Below are 19,903 nucleotides of genomic sequence, written 5' to 3' on the forward strand. Positions count from 1 at the left end.
CAAGACGCCTCTCGAGATCGCCCAAGAGCACCAGCAAAACCTCTCAAACGCCGCGTAAGACAACAAAGTGCCGCTGTCCGAAAAGGCCCCACCAGATCACTTCGTGGTCCATCGGCCTTTTGATTCGGACGTGAGGCGCCTTTACGCGGCGCTGGACATTGTCGTGCTGGCCAGTCGTCGAGAAGGGTTTGGCTCGTGACGGCCGAGGCGATGCTCATGGGGATCCCGGTGGTAAGAACGCTTACGGAGGGTGCCCGCGCGCAGATAGAAGAGGGCCGCACCGGCGTTCTAGTTCCCGTCGATGATGCTCTTGCTCTTCGCGAAGGCGTTAGCGGGCTTCTGCATATGACCGAGGAGGACCGCCGAGAGATGGGGGCGCGTGCGAGAGAGCGGGCGCTGCTGTTGTTCACCAAGACCCGAATGGTCGACGAGACCTTTCGGATCTATGAAGAATTGGTCGCCCGGCGCTCGTGAACAATGCTTAGGAACACGAGAAGCAGTCCAAGATGTGTGATCGCGCTCGCCCAGGCAAAGCCGACCACGCCGAATTGACGGCTGAGAACCAGGGCTGAGACCACGAAGATAATGGCTTGGATGGCGTTGGCGAAGATAATGTATCGCGAAGGCCTGAAGCGCAGTATGAACGGCTGAAGGAGATAGGCTCCGGTCGCGATACCAACTGATAGGCTGATAGGGGGGATCACCTCACGACCTTCCTGTTCGAATTGCGGATACAGCAGGGAAAGACCAAGCCACCCCGCTCCCAATGCAAGAACGGTGCCGATGATCGCGGCGGCTGGTACTAGTTTCAATAGGCTTCTCAAGATGTCCGGCGCGTCTTCATCTGAAGAGCTTCCGAAGCGTGCCAGGAGCAAGCCGACAAGGGGATTCGTCACGACGCCAAGGCTCTTTGGGATGACGCTGGCTGCAAAATAGACAGCTAGTGCAGAAGCTCCCAAAAGCGGCGTTATGAAAAGTCGGTCCATATAACCGACTACGTTGGCGAGGGCGGCAGCAGTTGCCAGGGCCACGTAGGTTTTGAGGCTGCCGACAAATGGGTGTGCAGTCCCCCATTTCTCGGGGGTACCTCGCCGGCGTTGGCGCAGGAGAACGGCGCATAAGAACAGGACGGAAACTGCCTCGCCGACCAGGAACGGAGTGAGCAAAGGCGCTCCCCGTACTGTAGCCGGCAGCGCCGAGAGACTCCCAAGCACGTAGACGAGATGAGCTGTGGTCACCACCCCGAAGCGCTGTTGGAGGCGAAAAGGCGAGGCGAGGAATAGGCGGAGCGCAGTCATGAGCATCAGGGTGCCCGCTCCGAGTACGGTACTGGGTTTCCCCGCTATTAATGTCCAAATACCCGAACTAATGAGCAGGCCTCCGAGGGTCGCCCAAAGAAAGACTTTGTGAAAATCCCATCGCCGACCCTCTTCGGCGTAGGCATGGCCGCGAATTAGAAGGGTGTTGGCAGACTCGCCGCCTACGAGGTTTGAAATCACCGCAGATACTGTAATGACGAGGACGACGTGCGCGAACTCTTCCGGTGAAGCTTTCGCAGCGACGAACGGCAGCAGCACAATCTGTTGCGTCCCCACGATCGCCGCAAAAGCCCCCGTCGTTTGTAGGACGTCGAGGAGGGGTAGCTTCTGAGCGCGTAGATATAGGCCCCCCAGGCTTCCGCGTAGTGGCCTCATCCTCGGTTAATGAAATCGCAGACGTTGTCCACGAACCGATCATAGGTCTTTGACCGGTCGAATAACTCACTGGCCATTTTTCGATTCCCTTGCCTAGGCGGCGACGAAGTCCAGGATCTTCTACAAGCTTCACGAGTTGTTCGGCCAAGTCATTCCTATCGCCAGGGCGACAGTTCACTCCCGCCTCGTAGGCCGTAATGAGAGAACGATACTCCGCGTGATCCTGAGTATTAAGTACCGGCAAGGCGGCGGCCGCATAGTCGGCGACTTTGTTTATAACGCTCGCCGCGGCGCCAGGAACGATCGGATTCACCGCAATATCGCAGGATGCGAGGAGAGGCACCATTTCATCGTAGGGCAAGCGCCCGAGGAAATTGGCACGGATGCCGAGGCGCTCGGCGTACCTCTTGAATTCGTCTTGATGCGGTCCGTCACCCATGACGACGAACCGTAGCCTCTTGCTGCTGTGGCGCTGCGCTAACGCGATCGCGTCCGACACGAGGTTCAAGTCATAGCTGCGACCGAGCGTGCCGACGTACGCGATGTGCACCTCGTCAGGATGTTGCCGTTGACGATCGGGTTTGGCGTGCTCGTCGAACGTTGCTAAGTTGGTCCCCAGATACAGGACATGTGTCGACACGTCCGATTGGGATGCTGCTCGGGATGCGTAGGAGGCGGAAACGCCGACGATCATGTCCGCGCTGCGGTAGATGTAATCCGCCACCCGAGCCATGGGAGAGAGAATGGCAGAGGTCCACCTCCGCAGGGTAATGCTATCCGGAAGGCTTCGGGCCATAGATCCTGGACATCGATCACCAAGGGAATCTGGTGACGATGTGCGAAATTGGCCACCGCTCTGCCAACTGCCAACGATGGCACAGCACAGTAGATCACGTCAGGTCGTGGGCGCCGTCTGAGGAAGCGGCGAACGTTGTGGGCCATCACGCGATGGCTCCACAGGCGGCTCGGGCTCACGTTCGTCTCGTACCCAGGCTCCCGAACAAGAGTTCGTCGGAACGTGAGGGGGCCGTAGTCCCAGGTGCGCTGACACTTGCGGACGTGGGAGAAGGAGGAGGTCACCAACTCAACATCCACACCAGCCGACTGGAAGCGGGCAGCGAGGTCCGTGAATCGGTCGTTGGCAGTATGGTGGTCGGCGCTGAAGTGGGCGACGAGCAGCATGTCAGTGTGCTGGCCTGAGAACTTCGTGGGCACGAAGCGGCTCCTTCGATGCGGGTCTTGTGCTGATGGCTGGGGACTAGGCGCCTAGGGCGCGGGAGGGCCTCCTTGGACAGGATCTCATGCCCGAGAAGTTGGTAACGTGTGTAGCGCTCGTACGGGGCCTCCGGACCCCATCCACCAACTGAGGAGAACGATGGCTACGTCCGTGACCTTCTTGCTTACGTCGGTAGGCCGCCGCGTCGAACTAGTCCGTCATTTCAGGGCATACGAGCGTCTCATGCCGGAGCACTTCAGGGTTCTCGGCACAGAAATTGACGAGTTTTCCCCTGCGGCCCAGGAGATGGGGGATTCGCTTCGGATCGTGCCTCGGGTTGACGATCGTGATCATGCAACGGAATTGGAACGGATCTGTGCGGATGAGAATGTTACAGCCGTGTTCCCCCTCATCGATCCGGACGTGCAAGCGCTCTCCAGAATCAACGTGCCGTGCGCAGCATTGGCCCAAGATGCGGCTGAGGTGGTCTCCGACAAATGGTTGACGTATCAGTGGTTGCAGGAACGAGGAATCCCCACCGTGGACACTTGGTTACCCCAGGAGTCGGGACCACCGAATACTTACCCAGTATTCATGAAGCCTCGACGAGGAAGTGGAGGAAAAGATGCCTATGCCATAAAGAACGAGTTTGAGTATGACTTCTTTGGGCGCTATATTCCCGATCCCGTGGCGCAGGCCTATCTACCCGGTGGCGAGATAACTGCTGACGCGATTGTCGGTCGAAGAGGGGACATTCTTGGGCTCGCGCTCCGGGAACGGCTAGTAGTCAGGGGTGGGGAAGTCAGTCGTGGACGTCTCATTGTTGACGACATCGTCGAGGCCATGGTAAAAAATGTCGTGGGTGCCTTGGATCCGCGCGGGCCGGTCACCGTGCAAGGAATGTACGATGAGGATCAAGCGTTTCGCGTGACGGAGATCAATGGCCGAATGGGTGGTGGGCTGCCACTAGCCATCGCAGGGGGGCTTCCCGTGGCGGAGAGTCTGGTGTCGAGCTGGCGCGGGCTACCGGTACCTTCCTTGGGGCCCAAGGATCTGAAGCCAGGTTTGCAAATGGCAAGATTCGACCAGTCGGTTTTTTGGTGATCGGCTTGAGCGGCCGGTCGCCGCAGGCTCTTATTCTAGATATGGACGACACCTTGTTCCGAGAGCTAGACTACGTGAACAGTGGGTACAGAGCCGTCTCCCAATGGCTCGAGAAAATCTTGGATGTCCCCGGAGAGCGTTTAATGATGGACTTGAAGAAAATATTCGAATCGCGGGCGCGTCCCCGCGCGTTCGACACATTGTTGGACGTCCATGGCCGTCCGGATCTCACGCCACGGGCGGTGGAGGTGTATCGCGCACACACGCCCGAAATTGCACTCACCTCGGATGCGTTGGCGATGCTGAAAGGGGCAGCGTCAAGACTGCCACTGGCGGTTGTAACTGACGGGCCGGCAGGCATGCAGCGCGCCAAGGTTGATGCCCTAGGCCTGTCCCAGTTCACTTCTACGTTGATCCTGACGGACGAACTGGAACCAGGAAGGCGTGCATGGAAGCCCGCGCCAACGGGGGTTGACGCGGGCGGCAGGGCTTTTGCGTGTCCAGCCGAAGGATTGTGTTTATGTGGGAGACAATCCTCACAAAGATTTCCAGGCGGCAAGGCGTGCCTCGATGGTACCCATTCGGTTTCGCTCAGAGTTTCAGTTGCACGCCCAGTGCAGCGCGGAGGCGGAGTGGTGTCCGGACATCGAAGTCAATCGATTGGCGGATGTGTTGGAACTGTTCAGATAGGGAAGTGGTCTTTTCCTTCGGGCATGGAACCGATGAATTCTGGCATCGTTAGGCCATCGCTCGGTGAAACGCCCTCGTGCCTGAGGACCTGCCAGAGGGTCATAGACAGGATCTTCACGTCCCAGGACAGGGAGGCGTCGTCCACGTACTGTACGTCCATTTCGAACCGTTCAGACCAGGACAAACCGTTTCGACCACTCACTTGGGCTAGCCCCGTTATGCCAGGCTTGGCCTCGAGTCTTCGTGCCTCGTACGGAGTGTAACGCGACGCGTACTGTAGCAGCAGTGGGCGAGGGCCAACTATTGACATGTCTCCCTTCAGAACGTTCCAAAGGGTGGGCAGTTCGTCCAAGCTCGTGACTCGAAGCACACTCCCTACGGAAGTCACCCGCTCAGCGTCGGTTAGTTGGTCCACCGCGCCTTGGGGCTGCTTCATGGTACGAAACTTGATCAGCGTGAAAGGCTTACCGTCGAGTCCTGCGCGTTCCTGACGAAAGAGGACTGGCCTTCCCATGGCGAGGCGGATCGAAAGGCCAGTCAACAGTTGCAAAGGGGCGGTAAGGATTAGCGCGGGCACGGCGATGGCTATGTCGAACGCGCGCTTACCTCGGTAACTCATGCGATCACCGCCTCTCGGAGTCTCGCCGCTACACGGTTTATGTCCTGGTCTCGCAATCTGAATCCACTAGGGAGGGCAAGACCGTTCTTGAACAGGCCCTCACTCACCGCACCTCCAAAGAAGCGTGATGTGCCAAAGACTGGCTGGAGGTGCATGGGTTTCCAGAGGTGGCGGACTTCGATGCCTTCAAGTCCCAGGTCGCGAACGATGGTGTCGACGTCGACAGTGTCGTCCTCGAACACGACTGTCGTCAGCCAGTGGTTGTCAATCTTAGAGTGGTCTGCAGACTGCAGAAACCTCAAAGGAAGGTCAGACAGGAGAGTAACGTACTGATCGTAGATTTCCTGGCGACGCTGAATCATCTCGTCGAGACGTGTGAGCTGTGCGCGCCCTAAGGCTGCGAGCAGATTGGAAAGTCTGTAATTGTAGCCGATCTCGGCGTGCTCGTACCAAGCCACTGGCTCTCTAGACTGGGTAGACAGTTTCCGGCAATGGTCCACTAGCCGGGTGTCGTCACTCAAGAGCATTCCACCGCCCGAGGTGGTCATAATCTTGTTGCCGTTGAACGATAGGGTGGCCGCCAAGCCGAAGGACCCGGCTTGGTTGCCGTGGGAGGAGGCTCCGAGGGCCTCGGCAGCGTCCTCCAAGAGTGGGACGCCGCGCTCCGCTAGAGCTGGCACCATGCGTTCGTAGTCACAGGTTCGTCCGAAGAGATCTACTGTCATCGCGGCCACCACCTCCCGCCCTTCGGACCGTAAGACGTCAACGGCTTCAATCAGCAGCGCGGGATCGACGTTCCCGTCCGAGGTCTGACTGTCAACGAAGACTGGATCTGCGCCCGTGTATGCGATGGCGTTGGCAGATGCAGCGAATGTCATGCTGGGTACGACGACCACCGTTCCAGGCCGGGCTCCTAAATGGAGCAGGGCGAGGTGTAAGGCTGCCGTGCCCGAGGAGAGTGCGAGTGCGTGCTTCACGCCCACCCGTTCCGCGATCTCATCCTCGAAGGCGTCAACGTCTGGGCCGAGGGGGGCGACCCACCCAGACCGGAGAGCGCGGAGAACGTACTCCTCTTCCAACTCAGTGACATGAGCTTGAGAGAGGAATATCCGGTCCGACACGGATCAGACCTCAATCGGAGCATTGAAACCCCGACCTTCGTGCATCATCAAGAATCGGGAAGCGTCGCTATGGGAGAAGGAGGATTGCACGGTCTCCATGGATAGCGGGGGGACAGTCACGGCCGTCATGGCTGGATGCCCCACTGAAACGTGCGAATCGCCTTGAGTGAACAGAACCTCGGTCAATTTCTCCCCTGGTCGCAGGCCCGTGAACTCGATATCGATGGATCTGCCGGAGAGCGAGATCAGTTCGCGGGCGACCTCCACGATTTTGACCGGCTTCCCCATGTCTAGCACCATAACTTGACCGTCGCGCCCGATGGCTCCGGCCTGAAGGACGAGTTGGCAGGCTTCGGGGATGAGCATGAAGTAACGCTCGACGTCGGGGTGGGTGACGGTTACTGGTCCTCCGCGGCGAATCTGCTCGGTAAACGCAGGGATGACGGATCCGCGGGAACCGAGGACGTTGCCAAAGCGGACCGAGACGTACCGGCCCGGCTTCGTTTCCGCGTAGTAGGCGGTCAGCCGCTCCGCCATCCGCTTCGAGTAGCCCAGCACGGAGGTCGGTCTGGCTGCCTTGTCGGTCGAGATGTTGACGAACGTGCCTACGCCTGCTGCTGATGCGGCGTGCAGCACGTTTCGGGTGCCGAGGACGTTCGTCTGCCAAGCTTCGTGCGGGTAACGCTCCAAGAGGCTCAAGTGCTTCAGCGCTGCTGCGTGGAAGACGACGTCCGGGCGGATCTCGGCGAAGGCGTCCTGCAGGCGAGCCTCGTCGCGGATGTCGGCTAGAAGCAGGTCCTCGCCCTCGAGCAGTCCACGCCCGGTCATGGACAGCTGGACGGCGTGCAGAGCGGACTCGTCCCGGTCGAGCATGACCAGGCGGGCGGGGGAGAAGCGCTGGATCTGCCGGCAGAGCTCGGAACCGATGGATCCACCGGCGCCGGTCACAAGAACGACCTTGCCGGTGAGGTGGTCGGCGATGGCCTCCTGGTCGAGCTCGACGGCGCGCCGGCCGAGGAGGTCCTCGAGGTTGATATCGCGCAGGTCGGTGGCCTGGGGGTCGGACGCCCGCAGCCACTGCTCGATCGGGGGGAGGGTCTTGACCTGGAGGCCGGCCTCCCGAGTCTGCTCCTGGATCTCCCGCAACAGGTCCGAGTCGGCGCGAGGGATGGCGACGGCCAGATACCTCGCCTGGGTGCGCTCAGCCACGGCGGCCAGGTCGCCGCGGGTCCCCATGACAGGGATGCCCTCGATCTTGAGGCGTCGCTTGGAGCGGTCGTCGTCCAAGAGCCCGACGGGGGCGAACTCGGAACGGTCGTCGTGCAGCATGTTGCTGATCAGACGGCGGCCAGCCAGGCCTGCCCCCAGGACGATGACGCGCTCACCGTCCGGGTTCTGCGCCACCTGACGCGAGCGGTAGGTGCGCACCGTGAAGCGGACCGCGAGCATTAGCACGATCGCCAGTGCCGGAGCCAGCACCGCGACGGACCGGGGGAGGAAGACCTCCGGCGTCGCCCAGGCGATCGCGATGATGGCCAGCCCAGTGATGAGAGCAGTCTTGACGACAGAGGTGACCTCGTCGAAGCTTCCGCGCATGTGCCGCACCATGTAAGGCCCGGTGGTCAGGCCGATGGCTCCGTGCAGGACGCCGCGAGGCCTGCCACTATCCAGGCAGAGGCCTGGGTGAGCAGGTCCGGATCGAGACTGAGTCGCGTCCAGAGAGCCAGGAGCACGGCGATTGCCCAGGAGGCGCCGTCGGTCAGCACCCAGAGGGCCCGAACCGTCAGCTCACGGTGTGATCGTGGATCGGTCGGCTGCTTCTGGGACACGGCGCATTACCCCTCTGCGACATAAGGGACGGGACCGGCCAATACTGCCCGATGCTGACGCCGTATGCAATGTGACGGCGGAGATTAGCGGTGCGCCGGGCAATTCGTGGGGAGGTTGTGACGGCGTGTCGAACGCCGCTGCGCGGCGTGGTCCTGCCGGTCAGGTCACTTGTTGGTCTCGTCAGCCAACTGCTTGGAGCTCTTGCCCTGCCCCTTGGCGACGACCTTGGTGGTCTCCCGGTTGGCCAGCATGCGGACCATCCCGACGACCGCACCGGAGAGCACTGCGAAGGCGATGGCCTCCTTGATGTCGATGTCCGGGTCCTCCGGGTTGCTAGGGGAGTCCTTGCCGGTGACGAACTTCCAGGTGCCGTCGGTCATCTTGCGGGCGACGACGCTGGCGCCGATCGCGGCGGCGGTGGTGGCGAGCTTGGCGACGAGGTTACCCATGGGCCCGATCCTGCCACAGCGGTGCTAGCGTGGATAACGGAAACGACAGGGGAGCGCCCCAGAGCGCTGAGAGTGCGGCACCCGCCGCAGACCCTCGAACCTGCACCGGTTAGCACCGGCGAAGGAAGTCGACAAGGAGACGCGATGATGCCCACCCACCGGTCCACCACCCGTGCCCTGGCCCTGACGGCCGCAGCCGGCCTGGTCCTGAGCTCCTGCACCCTGCTGGGAGGTGAGGACGAGGATCCGAGCCCGGCTCCGCGCCCGCGCCGACCCAGGACGTCGGTGACGAGGGGGAGTCCACGACGGGTGCCGGAGCGACGGCGACGGCTCGACCGCCACCGCCGGCGGCGACGGGGACACCAGCACCGCGACCGCCGCCGGGCCCACCACCGACGAGGTCGTCCTCGTCACCCACTCCTCGTTCAACGTGCCCGAGGAGCTGGTCGCCGCCTTCGAGGCGGAGACCGGCTGGGACCTGACGATCCAGTCCTCCGGTGACGCCGGCGAGCTGACCAACCGGCTCGTCCTCACGGCCGGCAGCCCCATCGGTGACGTCGTCTTCGGCATCGACAACACCTACGGCACCCGCGCCTCGACGAGGGCGTGCTGGCGGCATACACCCCCTCCGGCCTGCCGGAGTCGGCGGAGGAGCACGCGCTGCAGGGGGGTGCGACATACCTGACCCCGGTCGACTTCGGCGACGTGTGCGTGAACGTGGACGACGTGTGGTTCGCCAACAACGGGATCGCCCCGCCGCAGACGCTGACGGACCTGACGGAGCCGGAGTACGAGGACCTGTTCGTCACGCCGGGGGCGAGCACGTCCTCGCCGGGGATGGCGTTCCTGCTGGCAACCATCGGGGAGTTCGGGCCGGGGCAGTGGCAGGGCTACTGGGAGGACCTGATGGCCAACGGGGCCAAGGTCACCAGCGGGTGGACCGACGCCTACACCGTCGACTTCACCGCAGGCGGGGGCGGAGGGGATCGGCCGATCGTGCTGTCCTACGCGAGCTCGCCGCCGTTCACCATCCCCGAGGGCGGCTTCCAGCCGACGACGCGGGCGCTGATGGAGACCTGTTTCCGGCAGGTGGAGTACGCCGGGGTGCTGGAGGGGGCGGAGAACCCCGAGGGGGCGCAGGCGGTCGTGGACTGGCTGGTGAGCCCGCAGGTGCAGGCCTCGATCCCGGACAACATGTTCATGTTCCCCGTTGACGACGAGGTCGAGCTCCCCGAGCTGTGGTCGCAGTGGGCGACCGTGGCGGAGGACCCGATCGTGGTGCACCCGGACCAGATCGAGGCCGAGCGAGAGACCTGGCTGCGGGAGTGGGCGGACATCGCGACCGGGTGAGCCGGGCGCTGTCGGCGGGGTCGGTCAGCGGCTGCGGTCACCGGCGCGTCGGAACAGGCTGCGGCGCTGGAGGGCGCGCGGCGTCTGGCCGCCGTAGGGCGACACGGCGAACTCCGCGAGCTGCTCGCCGGTCCGGCTGACGACGGCGACGCTGCCGCCCTCGACCGCGCAGCGGCGGCGCGCGAAGCCCTGCGCGCGCAGCTTGTCACCCGAGAAGAGGCGTTTGCCGGTGTCGTCCAACACCTCCCAGCTGCCACGGTCGTTCATCTTCACCACTAGACGTGTCACGGTCGTTCTCCCCTGAGTCCTCATCGTCGAGACGGGAGATTGTGACACGGCTGTGTCGCAACGGGTTAACGGCGTAAGCAGCGGTCTGCGCCCGCGTCCGGCAGGACCGCGATCGTGGACAGCAGCAGCTCGGCGACCCCCGGTCGGCACACGACCAGGTCCGGCAGCCACGGGTCCGGCGCGTTGTAGCGCAGCGCCGACCCGTCCACCCGGCTGGTGTGCAGCCCGTGGGCCCGGGCCACCGCCACCGGGGCCGCGGAGTCCCACTCGAACTGCCCGCCGGCGTGCACGTAGGCGTCGACCGTCCCGTCGACGACCGCCATCGCCTTGACCCCCGCCGAGCCCATCGGCACCAGCTCGGCCTGCAGCCGCTCCGACAGGTCCACGACCAGGGCGGTCGGGCGGGACCGGGAGACGGCCAGCCGCAGGGGACCGGGACGCCGCGTCGGGGGCCGGCCCGCGGCGAACGGCCCGGTGCTGTGGACGACCCCTCGGGCCGGCAGGGCCACCGTCCCGGCGACCAGCTCGCCACCCTCCCAGACCGCCACGTGCACCGCCCAGTCGTCCCGCGGCGGCTCGCCGAACTCACGGGTGCCGTCCAACGGGTCGACGATCCACACGCGCTCGCACGACAGGCGCCGCAGGTCGTCGGGCGCCTCCTCGCTGAGCACGGCGTCGCCCGGGTGGAGCCGGGCCAGGCCGCCGGCGATGGACTCCTGCGCGGCGCGGTCGCCGGCGCGCTTCATCTCCCGGGGCCCGACCCCCTCGGCCTGCAGCCGGGCGCGCAGCTCCAGCAGCACCGCACCGGCCTGCTCGGCCAGGTCGCGGGACGAGGAGTGCAGCGTCCGGTCCGTCATGGCAGCTCCAGTCTGGCACTCGGAGGCAGCTCGGCACGCGTGGCCTGTAGCCTGGACGGGTCCGACAGGGGAGCGCTCCGGCGCTGAGAGTGCGGCCCGCAGCCGCAGACCCTAAGAACCTGCCCCGGTTAGCACCGGCGAAGGAAGTCGACCTTGGCCCTGCCCACCACCTCGTCCCCGCGGAGCCCGTCCGCGCCGGGGCCGCCCGACCCCGCGCCGGGGCGCACGCCCGCGCGGCGGCGGCGCACGGCATACCCCTCCGGGCCGGGCCTGGTCCTCGGCCTGGCGGCGGTGCTCCCGCTGGCCTTCCTCGCCGTCTTCTTCGTGCTGCCCGTCGGTGGGATGCTGGCGCGCGGGTTCCTGCCCGACGGGCGGCTCGACCTCTCCGGGGTGCCCGAGGTGCTCGGGCGGGCGCGCACGCTGCGGGTGCTGTGGTTCACCCTGTGGAGCTCGGCGGCCGGCACGGCGGGCACGCTGCTGCTGGGGCTGCCGACGGCCTACGTGCTGCACCGCCTGCGCTTCCCCGGCCGTGGCCTGCTGCGGGCGGTCGTCATCATGCCGTTCGTGCTGCCGACGGTGGTCGTCGGCGTGATGTTCCGCTCGCTGCTGTCCACCGGCGGGCCGCTGGGCTTCCTCGGGCTCGACGGGACGTGGGTGCCGATCCTGCTGGCGTTCGTCTTCTTCAACCTCGCCGTCGTCGTGCGCACCGTCGGCGGGATGTGGGAGGGGCTGGACCGGCGGGCGGAGGAGTCCGCCGCCACCCTCGGGGCCACCCCCTGGCAGGTATGGCGCACCGTCACCCTCCCCGCGCTCGCGCCTGCCGTCGTCTCGGCGGCCACGCTCGTCTTCCTCTTCTGCTCCACGGCGTTCGGGGTGGTGCTGACGCTGGGCGGGCTGCGCTACGGGACGGTCGAGACCGAGATCTACCTGCTGACCACCCAGTTCCTCGACCTGCAGGGGGCGGCGGTGCTGTCGGTGCTGCAGCTCGTGGCCGTCGTGGTCATGCTGACGCTGGCCGCGCGGACCCGGCGGCGCACCGAGGGGGCGCTCAAGCGGGTGGGCGCCCGGGCGGCGGCACGTCGACCGCGCCGGGAGGACGCCGGCGCCTGGCGGTGACTGCGCTGGCGGTGGCGCTCGTGCTCGTGCCGGTGGGGACGCTCGTCGTGCGCTCGCTGCGGCGGGGCGGGGCGTGGACGCTGGAGAACTACCGCATGCTCACCGACCCGACCTCGACCCCGGTGCTGCGCGTCAGCGTGACCGACGCGGTGGAGAACTCCCTGCGCACCGCCGTCGACGCGACGGTCATCGCGATGACGCTCGGGCTGATCGTCGCGCTCGTGGTCTCGCGCCGGCCGCGGTCGCCGCGGTGGGCGCGGGCGGTGTCGCTGCTCGACGGGGCGTTCATGCTGCCGCTGGGGATCTCGGCGGTGACCGTGGGCTTCGGCTTCCTCATCACCCTCGACCGGCCGCCGCTGGACCTGCGCTCCTCCCCGGTGCTCGTGCCGATCGCCCAGGCGATGGTGGCGCTGCCGCTGGTGGTGCGCACCCTCACGCCCGTGCTGCGCTCGGTCGACCCGCGGCAGCGGGAGGCGGCCGCGGCGCTGGGGGCCGGGCCGTGGCGGGCGGCGTGGACCGCCGAGGCGCCGGTGCTCGCGCGGCCGCTGGCGGCGGCGACCGGGTTCGCGTTCGCGGTGTCGCTGGGGGAGTTCGGCGCCACGGCGTTCCTGGCGCGGCCCGACCGGCCGACGGTGCCGGTGGTGATCTACCAGCTCATCTCGCGCCCCGGGGCGGAGAACCTGGGGATGGCGCTCGCCGCCTCCGTCGTGCTGGCGGGGCTGACGGTGGCGGTGATGGCGGTCGTGGAGCGGCTGCGCGTCGGGTCGGTCGGGACGTTCTGAGATGGTTGAGGCGATGCTGGAGCTGAGGGACGTCACCGTGCGGTTCGGGGCGCTGGCGGCGGTGAGCTCGGTCTCGTTGTCCGTGGCCGAGGGGGACGTGCTGGCGGTGATCGGGCCGTCCGGGTGCGGGAAGTCGACGCTGCTGCGGGCCGTCGCCGGGCTGGAGCCGCTGGCCGCCGGGTCGGTCGTCTGGGACGGGCACGACCTGGCGGGCGTGCCCACGCACGAGCGCGGGTTCGCGCTGATGTTCCAGGACGGGCAGCTGTTCAACCACGCGTCGGTGGCGGAGAACATCGCGTATGCCCTGCGCCTGCGCGGCCTGGGCCGCGCTTCGCGGCGCGGGCGGGTCGAGGAGCTGCTCGAGCTCGTGGGCATGCAGGGGTATGCCGACCGCCGCCCCTCGACCCTCTCCGGGGGTCAGCAGCAGCGGGTGGCGCTGGCCAGGTCGTTGGCCGCGGACCCCGCGCTGCTGCTGCTCGACGAGCCGTTGTCGGCGCTGGACCGGTCGCTGCGGGACCGGCTGGCCGGCGACCTGCGGGAGATCCTCGTGCAGACCGGGACGACGGCGGTGATGGTCACGCACGACCACGACGAGGCGTTCACGGTGGCCGACCGGATGGCGGTGATGCTCGAGGGGGAGATCGCCCAGGAGGGACCGACCGGCGAGGTGTGGCGGGCGCGGTGTCGCGGGAGGTGGCCGAGTTCATCGGCTACGAGACGTTCCTGGAGGGGGAGGCGGCGGAGCGGGTCGTGGGGCGGGAGGCCTTTGGTGGTGGCGGGGTGGTCGCCGGGGGAGCGGACGGTCAGGTCGTGGCCCTGCGGCCGAGCGCGCTGCGGGTCGACGAGGCCGGCGGGCTCGCCGGGGTGGTCCGGCGGGCGGTGACGGTGTCGGACGCTGTGCACCTGGACGTCGACGTCGAGGGCGTCGGGACGGTCGCCGCGCTGGCCGACGAGCCGGACCACCAGGCGGGCGCGACGGTGCGGCTGCGGCTGGACGGGCGGGGGACCGCGGTGCTAGCTGAGTAAGCGCCGCGACCCCTGACAGGAGCGCGGCGGTAGCTCTATCATCGCGCTATGTCGTCGGCATGGACCGAGTCCGAGGTGGACGACCTGTCTGAGCGCTGGCAGAACGGCTGGCTGTCCCTCACCCTGCCCGGTAGCTGCCCGAACTGCGACCACAACGGGGCTTTCAAAGCGGTGAGGGTCCCGAAGGAGGTCGCTACCGACCTGGGTGATTACCACCTCCGCCTCGAAACCACATACCCATCTTCGGGTCTCCCGGGAACGTACCCGACGCAGTGGGTCGTCGATTGCGGGTGCGGCCATGCCGACCACGGCGAGGACGGCGGCTGCGGACGTTCGGGCCATGTTCCGATTCCCCGGGTGAAGTGATGCCCGTCGCCAAGGTGGCCGCGGACGTCGTGGGGGTCGTCGGTGTCCCGCTATACGTCGACGGTCGTGCCAGCACTGGCGTCGTCTCCTACCGTTGGGAAATCCTGGGTCCGGAGCCTGGGAATCCCAGCGCCGACCCCGGCACCGTGACGGTGAACCTTGCCGATGAGGCCATCGCAGCCGTGATGGCGACCGGCACGGGAACGTGGGTCCTGAGACTGACCGTCACGAACGCCGCGGGAGAGAGTGACTCCGCGTTGACGCTGGTCTCGATCGTGTCCCCATCGGTCACGGTGACGGCGCCGAGTGAGGTCAGTCGGTGGAACGCGTTCACGGCAAAGGCGACGGTCCGGCCCGAGCTCGAGGGGGGTGATTGGACGTGGACCACCTCGCCGAGCGAGAAGGTCAAGATCACGCCTTCCTCGGACGGGACGGCCGCGGTCGTCGTGCCGCGGGTCCTCGGGCCCGTCGAGGTGACAGCGTCCGTCTCAGCGCCCGTGGCTCCCACACCCATCGCCGGCTCCACCACGGTGACGGTCACCGAGCCGCCCCTGGGAGAGACAGGTGAGGCTGCCTACTGGCAGGAGAAGTTTCTCGCCGACAACCGTGCCGCCCTGACCACCGTCCGCGCCTCGGCGGCCACCTGGCAGGGCATGCTGACGGGTGTGCTCGGGCTGTTCGGCACCGTGACCCTCCTCGGAGCGCCGTCCGCGCTTGACGAGGTGGGCTCGCCGCGGATGGCCTACCTTGCGGTGGGAATGATCGTGGCGGCGTTCCTCGCCGCGGTGACGGCCGTCATGGTCGTCACTCGCATCATCACGCCAGGCGTGCAGCTGGGGGGAACCCCTGACCCCGCGATGTGGGGCCACCACGTGCTGCGCGCGGCCAGTCATGCCACGGAGCGGCTGAGGCGTTCCAAGCTCCTCGCCTTCTCGGCGGCATCAATGATCGCCATCGCCGGTCTCGTCCTCGCGTTGGCTCGGCTGGGCGGCGGGACTGCTACAGCTGACGCACCGTTGGCCCTCGTCCGGACCAGCACCGCGACCCTCTGCGGGCCTATGACTGTGGAGCAAGGTACGGGTGTGCTGGCTGTCGCGGGTCAGGAGGTGGGGGTGGCCAGGTCCGTTGAGGTGGTCGAGTCATGCGCCGCGCCCGAGACGTCCGACGTCGTTGCGGGTGCGGCCTCGAGTCCCTACCTGCTGGGACTGGTCGTGGCAGCTGGCCTCGTCGGATGGATCCTGGCTGTCGCCGATTCGCGGGGGACGCCATGGCGTGCGTCCCTCGTCGGGGCAACTGTCGCATTCGCCCTGGCGTGGGGGATGAGTGGTGAGTTCTTCTCGAACGTGCACCTGCTGGCCGTCGTGGTTGCGGTGATCGTTGCGCGCTGGACCCAGGCCTCCCTCCGCCCCGCCCCGGCAGCAGGGGACCGTGGTGCTGCCACGCCGGCTGGTCAGGGTCGGAAGATCTCCTTGCCGAACGACGCACGCGGGTAGCCGGCGAGCACCGAGGCGCTGACGATCGCGTCGTGCAGCGTGCGGTTCTTGCGGTCCCACAGCGGCCAGAGCATCGACAGGACGACGAAGAGGCCCCCGGTGACCGGGCCGACGAGCCAGAGCACGCCCGTGCGCACCAGGCCCACCGGCCCGCCGAGCGTGGAGCCGTCGGCGTCACGGACGACCCGCAGGCCCATGACGGCCTTGCCCGGGGACTGGCCCTTGCTGCCGTTGAGCCACGCCATCCAGCCGGCGAGGCCGAACCAGGCCAGCGCCGCCAGCCCACCGAGGGTGTCCGAGACGTCGGTGAGGGTGCCCGCCACGAGCAGCGCCGCCAGCAGGATGCCGCCGTCCACGAGGCCCGCGCCGACCCGCTCGCCCCAGTCGGCGTAGCGCGTCCCGGCGGGCGGTGGCGGAGGCGCGTGGCGCTGCATACCCTCCGCGTGGGTCGGGCCCGGTGTGTTGTAGGTGGGGATGGGCGGGGGTCCGGCCGCCACGGGACGTCTGACGACCGGTCGTCAGTCCCGCGTCCGGGCACGTCGTCCTGGGGTGCCCAGCGTCCCGGGCTGCGTCGCCCGTCGTCGAACCTGTCCTCGGGCGGCCAGGTCATCATGGCGTCCTCCTGCGTCGGTCGCCCGGACTCGTCGTCGAGGGCCGGGTTCGCGACCCAGTCTGCCGCACCTGTCCTGCTGTCGGCCCGGGGTGGTTCACTTGCCTCCTCATCCCTCCGCACCCTGGAGCAGCCGTGGCCACGTCCCTGAGCCGCAAGACCGTCCTCTACGCCGCCGTCGTCGGCCTGCTCGCCTCGATGCTGGTCTGGATCCAGCCGTCGGTGGCCGTCATGGCCCCTAGCACGCTGGCCGACCGCAAGCCCGTGCAGGCCGGGCCGGTGGAGCCCGGCTTCGCGATCGACTTCGTCGGCGTCCTCCACGACGCCCCGGGGGCGCACGGCCACGGCCAGGAGCACGGGCACGCCATCTCGCAGGCTGCCGTCCGCCTCCGCCACGACGGGGTATGGGGTGACTGGCTCCCCCTGCAGGAGGACGGCGCCCAGGCCGAGGACCGGTGGACCAGCGCGCTCGTGCCCGCGGCGGGCGCGACGGCATACCAGGTCCGTGGCCTGCCCGCGTCCGCCCTGGACGCGCAGGCGGTGGCGATCAACACGACCGACGGCCCGCTGGAGAAGGTCGGGGAGCGGCCCGGCGGGGCGGCGAACGCCTGGTCGACCACGGACTGCCTCAGCCGTGCGGACTGGGGTGCTGAGGAGAATCTGCGCGAGGAGTTCGAGCTGTCGTTCCATGCGCCCCAGGCGCTCACCGTGCACCACACGGTGACGGCCAACGACGACCAGAACCCGGCCGCGACCGTGCGGGCCATCTACCGCTACCACGCGGTGGACAACGGATGGGGCGACATCGGCTACCAGTACCTCATCGACGAGAGCGGCACCGTCTACGAGGGCCGCTGGTCCGGCACGGCGAGCACCTCGTGCGAGGACTTCGGCCACGAGGACGGTGGCGAACGTGTGGTCACCGGCGGGCACACGGGCGGCTGGAACTCCGGGAACGTCGGGGTCGCGCTGCTGGGGGACTTCACCGGGCGGGGCCGCTACAAGAGCGCGCCTAAAGCCGCGGCCGTCGACGGGCTGGAGGGGCTGCTGGCCGACCTGTCCGTGCGGCACGGCCTTGACCCCGAGGCGGAGATTACCTACGTGAACCCGGTGAGCTTGGAGACCAAGGTCGTCGCGACCATCAGCGGACACCAGGACTACATGGCGACCGCGTGCCCGGGCGAGCTGCTCTACGCGCAGCTGCCGGAGATCCGGACGGACGTGGCGGCGCGGATGGCTGGGGGCGAGCCGACCCCGGAGCCGACACCCGAGCCGACCCCGGAGCCGGCACCCGAGCCGACCCCGGAGCCGACTCCCGAACCCGCGACGACCGTCCACGTCGGTGACCTCGACGCGACGACGGTGGACGTCAAGAACCAGTGGAGCGCCGAGGTCACGGTCACGGTCATGGACGGCAACGGCACGGCGGTCGAGGGTGCCTCGGTATCCGGCACCTGGACCACGACCGGAGCTGCCGGCTCGTGCGACACCGCCGCCGACGGGACGTGCACGGTGACCGAAGCGACGGGGAAGAGGGACAACGCCCTCACCTTCGTCGTCAGCTCCGTGATGGCGGGCGACCTTGCCTACGCACCGGCCGCCAACACCGACCCCGACGGCGACTCGGACGGCACGACCATCACGGTGGTGCGGGCCGGCTGACCCTCGCCCAGGCAGACCTGACGGGGCGGGTTGTGGCCCTTCTGGGGGCCACAACCCGCCACGCCACGGGGGCATCTTCCCGACGATGTCCCGCCACTGGGGTCATGGGGTCGTGCTTCTATACAGATGAGACGTTATATGGCACCATGTCTGCATGGCGCTGCTGCTGGGCGAGGCGATGACGGTGGGGGAGGCTGCCGAGGTGCTGGAGGTGAGCACCAAGCAGGTGCAGAACCTCGGGCGCCGGGGTGAGCTCGTGTACGTGGCGCGGGGGTTGCTCGACGCGGCATCGGTGCGGGCCTACCGGGCCCGGCGTCAAGGTCGGCACACCCGTCCCTGGTCGGGGTGGACGGCATGGGCAGCCATCTCAATGCTGGCCGGCATCGAACCGGGGTGGCTGGGCCAGCCCCAGCTGTCTCGCCTCCGGGGCCGTCTGCGCAGCATGGGGCCGGCCGACCTGGTCGCGGCCACCCGCGCCCGTGCGACGACCAGGAGGTTCGCCGGCCACGAAGCTGCGGTGAGGCGACTGAGGGGCGATGACGGTGTCGTGCCAGGTAGACCACTCCCGGGCCTGGTCCGGACCGACGGGTCCGACGGCCTGGAGGCTTACGTCATGGGCGAGGGGCTGGCAGCGCTGGTCGATCGACGAGGGCTGCAGGAGGGGCCCGAGGGCCAGATCGTCCTCCACGTGATCGAAACACCAGGGGCCGGCGGTGGGACAGGGTTTTCCCTGGGACTCGTCGAGCACTTCATGGCCCGTGACATCCTCCCGCCGCTGGACGCCGCGGTCAGCGACGACCCTCGGGAGCGCGGAGTGGCGTCGGACATGCTGCGTGAGCTCCTGGACAACTACCGAGCCGATGCCTGATCGCGGCCGGCCGACCATCTACGTCGCTGCGGCCGTCGGTGGTTGGCCGCACCCGTGGCCCAATGTCGCAGAGCTCGCGCGGGAGATTCCTTCGCACGCGTGGACGCTCGTCGGCGGACTCATGGTCCAGCTGCACACCGTGCACCGGGGCATCGGCGTCATCCGACCCACGAACGACGTCGACATCGTCCTGCACATCGAGACGGCACGTGGTGTGCCGAACATGGTGGCGGGGTCCCTCGAGCGGCTGGGATATCGGCTGGTGCCTGCTGTCGACCCACGTGACAACCACGCTCATCGGTGGTTACGGGACGACCAAGTTCTTGACGTCGCGATCGTCGACGTGGTGACGGCGGACCACGCGGCGCCGAGCGTCGTCGAGCGCATGAGGGGTCGGGAGATGGTGGCCATCGAGGGTGGGACCCAGGCGCTACGGAGAACGGTCAACGCGTCTCTCGACATCGAGGGCAGCAGCACCGTCGTCTCGGTGCCCAGTCCGTTGGGAGCGACGGTCCTGAAGGCGGCGGCCTACCTGCACGACTCGCGGGATCGGCAACGCCATCTCTACGACGCTGCGACCCTGCTGGCATGCATCGAGGACCCGTTCGCGGACGCGGACCAACTACGCGGCTCGGACCGTCGCAGACTGCGCCTCCTGGCGGATCACCTCCCGGACGGCCACGCAGCATGGGCCTTTCTCGACCGGCGATCACGCATGAATGCCCAGGCGGCACTGCGCATCCTCAACGACGGATAGCACTG

The 19,903-nt window shown here is 67.2% G+C and carries 22 protein-coding genes, 1 pseudogene and 1 riboswitch; of the genes and pseudogenes, 13 read left to right on the plus strand and 10 right to left on the minus strand.

What is annotated here, in order from left to right:
- Positions 1-195: 195 nt before the first annotated feature.
- On the plus strand, positions 196-474 hold the full coding sequence (locus tag BJF81_RS08320; RefSeq protein ID WP_075957952.1) for a glycosyltransferase: 279 nt from the start codon (positions 196-198) through the stop codon (positions 472-474).
- On the opposite strand, the gene BJF81_RS17420 is transcribed toward BJF81_RS08320, so the two are convergent.
- The 3 genes and pseudogenes from BJF81_RS17420 to BJF81_RS21480 all read right to left on the minus strand — a co-directional run bounded on the left by BJF81_RS17420 (position 444) and on the right by BJF81_RS21480 (position 2,876).
- Entirely contained in the window at positions 444-1,577 is a 1,134-nt protein-coding gene (locus BJF81_RS17420; protein WP_237770123.1) for a lipopolysaccharide biosynthesis protein, read from the minus strand. The genes BJF81_RS08320 and BJF81_RS17420 overlap by 31 nt on opposite strands.
- Positions 1,578-1,779: 202 nt before the next feature.
- A pseudogene (locus BJF81_RS21475) lies at positions 1,780-2,490 on the minus strand (glycosyltransferase); the annotation flags it as partial.
- The gene (locus BJF81_RS21480) at positions 2,385-2,876 is read right to left on the minus strand and encodes a glycosyltransferase (protein ID WP_446740550.1); all 492 of its coding nucleotides are present in this window, start codon (positions 2,874-2,876) and stop codon (positions 2,385-2,387) included. The gene BJF81_RS21480 and the pseudogene BJF81_RS21475, both read right to left, overlap by 106 nt.
- A 193-nt stretch (positions 2,877-3,069) precedes the next feature.
- Between BJF81_RS21480 and BJF81_RS08335 the strand changes: the two genes are divergently transcribed.
- Together BJF81_RS08335 and BJF81_RS21485 are read left to right on the plus strand one after the other, a co-directional pair.
- On the plus strand, positions 3,070-4,014 hold the full coding sequence (locus BJF81_RS08335) for an ATP-grasp domain-containing protein (protein ID WP_075957955.1): 945 nt from the start codon (positions 3,070-3,072) through the stop codon (positions 4,012-4,014).
- A 444-nt stretch (positions 4,015-4,458) separates the two neighbouring features.
- Complete coding sequence (locus BJF81_RS21485; RefSeq protein ID WP_075957956.1) at positions 4,459-4,704, plus strand: HAD hydrolase-like protein; 246 nt, start codon at positions 4,459-4,461, stop codon at positions 4,702-4,704.
- On the opposite strand, the gene BJF81_RS08350 is transcribed toward BJF81_RS21485, so the two are convergent.
- The 4 genes from BJF81_RS08350 to BJF81_RS08365 form a co-directional block, all read right to left on the minus strand.
- On the minus strand, positions 4,697-5,323 hold the full coding sequence (locus BJF81_RS08350; RefSeq protein WP_075957957.1) for a sugar transferase: 627 nt from the start codon (positions 5,321-5,323) through the stop codon (positions 4,697-4,699). The two genes, BJF81_RS21485 and BJF81_RS08350, sit on opposite strands and share 8 nt — an antisense overlap.
- Positions 5,320-6,444, minus strand: a complete 1,125-nt coding sequence (locus BJF81_RS08355; protein ID WP_075957958.1) for a DegT/DnrJ/EryC1/StrS family aminotransferase — start codon at positions 6,442-6,444, stop codon at positions 5,320-5,322. Before BJF81_RS08355 ends, BJF81_RS08350 begins: the two co-directional genes overlap by 4 nt.
- 3 nt (positions 6,445-6,447) lie before the next feature.
- Positions 6,448-8,040 carry a nucleoside-diphosphate sugar epimerase/dehydratase gene (locus tag BJF81_RS08360; RefSeq protein WP_237770124.1) on the minus strand — a complete coding sequence of 531 codons (1,593 nt, stop codon included), beginning with the start codon at positions 8,038-8,040 and terminating at the stop codon, positions 6,448-6,450.
- 398 nt (positions 8,041-8,438) lie between these two features.
- The gene (locus tag BJF81_RS08365; protein WP_075957960.1) at positions 8,439-8,723 is read right to left on the minus strand and encodes a DUF4235 domain-containing protein; all 285 of its coding nucleotides are present in this window, start codon (positions 8,721-8,723) and stop codon (positions 8,439-8,441) included.
- A gap of 430 nt (positions 8,724-9,153) precedes the next feature.
- Here BJF81_RS08365 and BJF81_RS19465 point away from each other — a divergent pair, with 430 nt between their 5' ends.
- Positions 9,154-9,408 (plus strand): hypothetical protein, encoded by a 255-nt coding sequence (locus BJF81_RS19465; RefSeq protein WP_237770125.1) that lies wholly within the window; start codon positions 9,154-9,156, stop codon positions 9,406-9,408.
- Positions 9,330-10,073 carry a thiamine ABC transporter substrate-binding protein gene (locus tag BJF81_RS19470; protein ID WP_237770126.1) on the plus strand — a complete coding sequence of 248 codons (744 nt, stop codon included), beginning with the start codon at positions 9,330-9,332 and terminating at the stop codon, positions 10,071-10,073. Before BJF81_RS19465 ends, BJF81_RS19470 begins: the two co-directional genes overlap by 79 nt.
- 24 nt (positions 10,074-10,097) lie before the next feature.
- Here the strand turns inward: BJF81_RS19470 and BJF81_RS08375 are convergent, their stop codons facing one another.
- Complete coding sequence (locus BJF81_RS08375; RefSeq protein WP_141337181.1) at positions 10,098-10,346, minus strand: hypothetical protein; 249 nt, start codon at positions 10,344-10,346, stop codon at positions 10,098-10,100.
- Positions 10,347-10,426: 80 nt separating this feature from the next.
- On the minus strand, positions 10,427-11,218 hold the full coding sequence (locus BJF81_RS08380) for a 3'(2'),5'-bisphosphate nucleotidase CysQ (protein ID WP_075957962.1): 792 nt from the start codon (positions 11,216-11,218) through the stop codon (positions 10,427-10,429).
- 56 nt (positions 11,219-11,274) lie between these two features.
- Positions 11,275-11,381: riboswitch (TPP riboswitch) on the plus strand.
- Between BJF81_RS08380 and BJF81_RS20940 the strand changes: the two genes are divergently transcribed.
- The 5 genes from BJF81_RS20940 (at position 11,372) to BJF81_RS08395 (ending at position 16,001) form a co-directional block, all read left to right on the plus strand.
- Positions 11,372-12,334, plus strand: coding sequence for an ABC transporter permease (locus BJF81_RS20940; protein WP_342447106.1), 963 nt, complete (start codon positions 11,372-11,374; stop codon positions 12,332-12,334). It overlaps the preceding riboswitch by 10 nt.
- Positions 12,331-13,116, plus strand: a complete 786-nt coding sequence (locus BJF81_RS20945; protein ID WP_342447107.1) for an ABC transporter permease — start codon at positions 12,331-12,333, stop codon at positions 13,114-13,116. Before BJF81_RS20940 ends, BJF81_RS20945 begins: the two co-directional genes overlap by 4 nt.
- 13 nt (positions 13,117-13,129) lie before the next feature.
- Positions 13,130-13,999 carry an ABC transporter ATP-binding protein gene (locus tag BJF81_RS08390; protein WP_237770127.1) on the plus strand — a complete coding sequence of 290 codons (870 nt, stop codon included), beginning with the start codon at positions 13,130-13,132 and terminating at the stop codon, positions 13,997-13,999.
- A gap of 14 nt (positions 14,000-14,013) precedes the next feature.
- A complete protein-coding gene (locus BJF81_RS20320; RefSeq protein WP_269087323.1) occupies positions 14,014-14,142 on the plus strand; it encodes a hypothetical protein in 129 nt (42 codons plus the stop codon).
- Between the two features lie 365 nt (positions 14,143-14,507).
- The gene (locus BJF81_RS08395; RefSeq protein WP_143780743.1) at positions 14,508-16,001 is read left to right on the plus strand and encodes a hypothetical protein; all 1,494 of its coding nucleotides are present in this window, start codon (positions 14,508-14,510) and stop codon (positions 15,999-16,001) included.
- Here the strand turns inward: BJF81_RS08395 and BJF81_RS08400 are convergent.
- On the minus strand, positions 15,959-16,498 hold the full coding sequence (locus BJF81_RS08400; protein WP_143780744.1) for an RDD family protein: 540 nt from the start codon (positions 16,496-16,498) through the stop codon (positions 15,959-15,961). The genes BJF81_RS08395 and BJF81_RS08400 overlap by 43 nt on opposite strands.
- Before the next feature lie 248 nt (positions 16,499-16,746).
- Between BJF81_RS08400 and BJF81_RS16785 the strand changes: the two genes are divergently transcribed.
- The 3 genes from BJF81_RS16785 to BJF81_RS17980 all read left to right on the plus strand — a co-directional run bounded on the left by BJF81_RS16785 (position 16,747) and on the right by BJF81_RS17980 (position 19,898).
- Complete coding sequence (locus BJF81_RS16785; protein ID WP_143780745.1) at positions 16,747-18,273, plus strand: N-acetylmuramoyl-L-alanine amidase; 1,527 nt, start codon at positions 16,747-16,749, stop codon at positions 18,271-18,273.
- A 154-nt stretch (positions 18,274-18,427) separates the two neighbouring features.
- Positions 18,428-19,141, plus strand: coding sequence for a helix-turn-helix domain-containing protein (locus BJF81_RS08415; RefSeq protein WP_075957965.1), 714 nt, complete (start codon positions 18,428-18,430; stop codon positions 19,139-19,141).
- On the plus strand, positions 19,134-19,898 hold the full coding sequence (locus BJF81_RS17980) for a hypothetical protein (RefSeq protein ID WP_075957966.1): 765 nt from the start codon (positions 19,134-19,136) through the stop codon (positions 19,896-19,898). The genes BJF81_RS08415 and BJF81_RS17980 overlap by 8 nt, the downstream gene beginning before the upstream one ends.
- The last annotated feature ends 5 nt before the right edge of the window (positions 19,899-19,903 follow it).

The organism is Ornithinimicrobium sp. CNJ-824, from assembly GCF_001942405.1.
Classification (GTDB): Bacteria; Actinomycetota; Actinomycetes; order Actinomycetales; family Dermatophilaceae; genus Ornithinicoccus; species Ornithinicoccus kibberensis.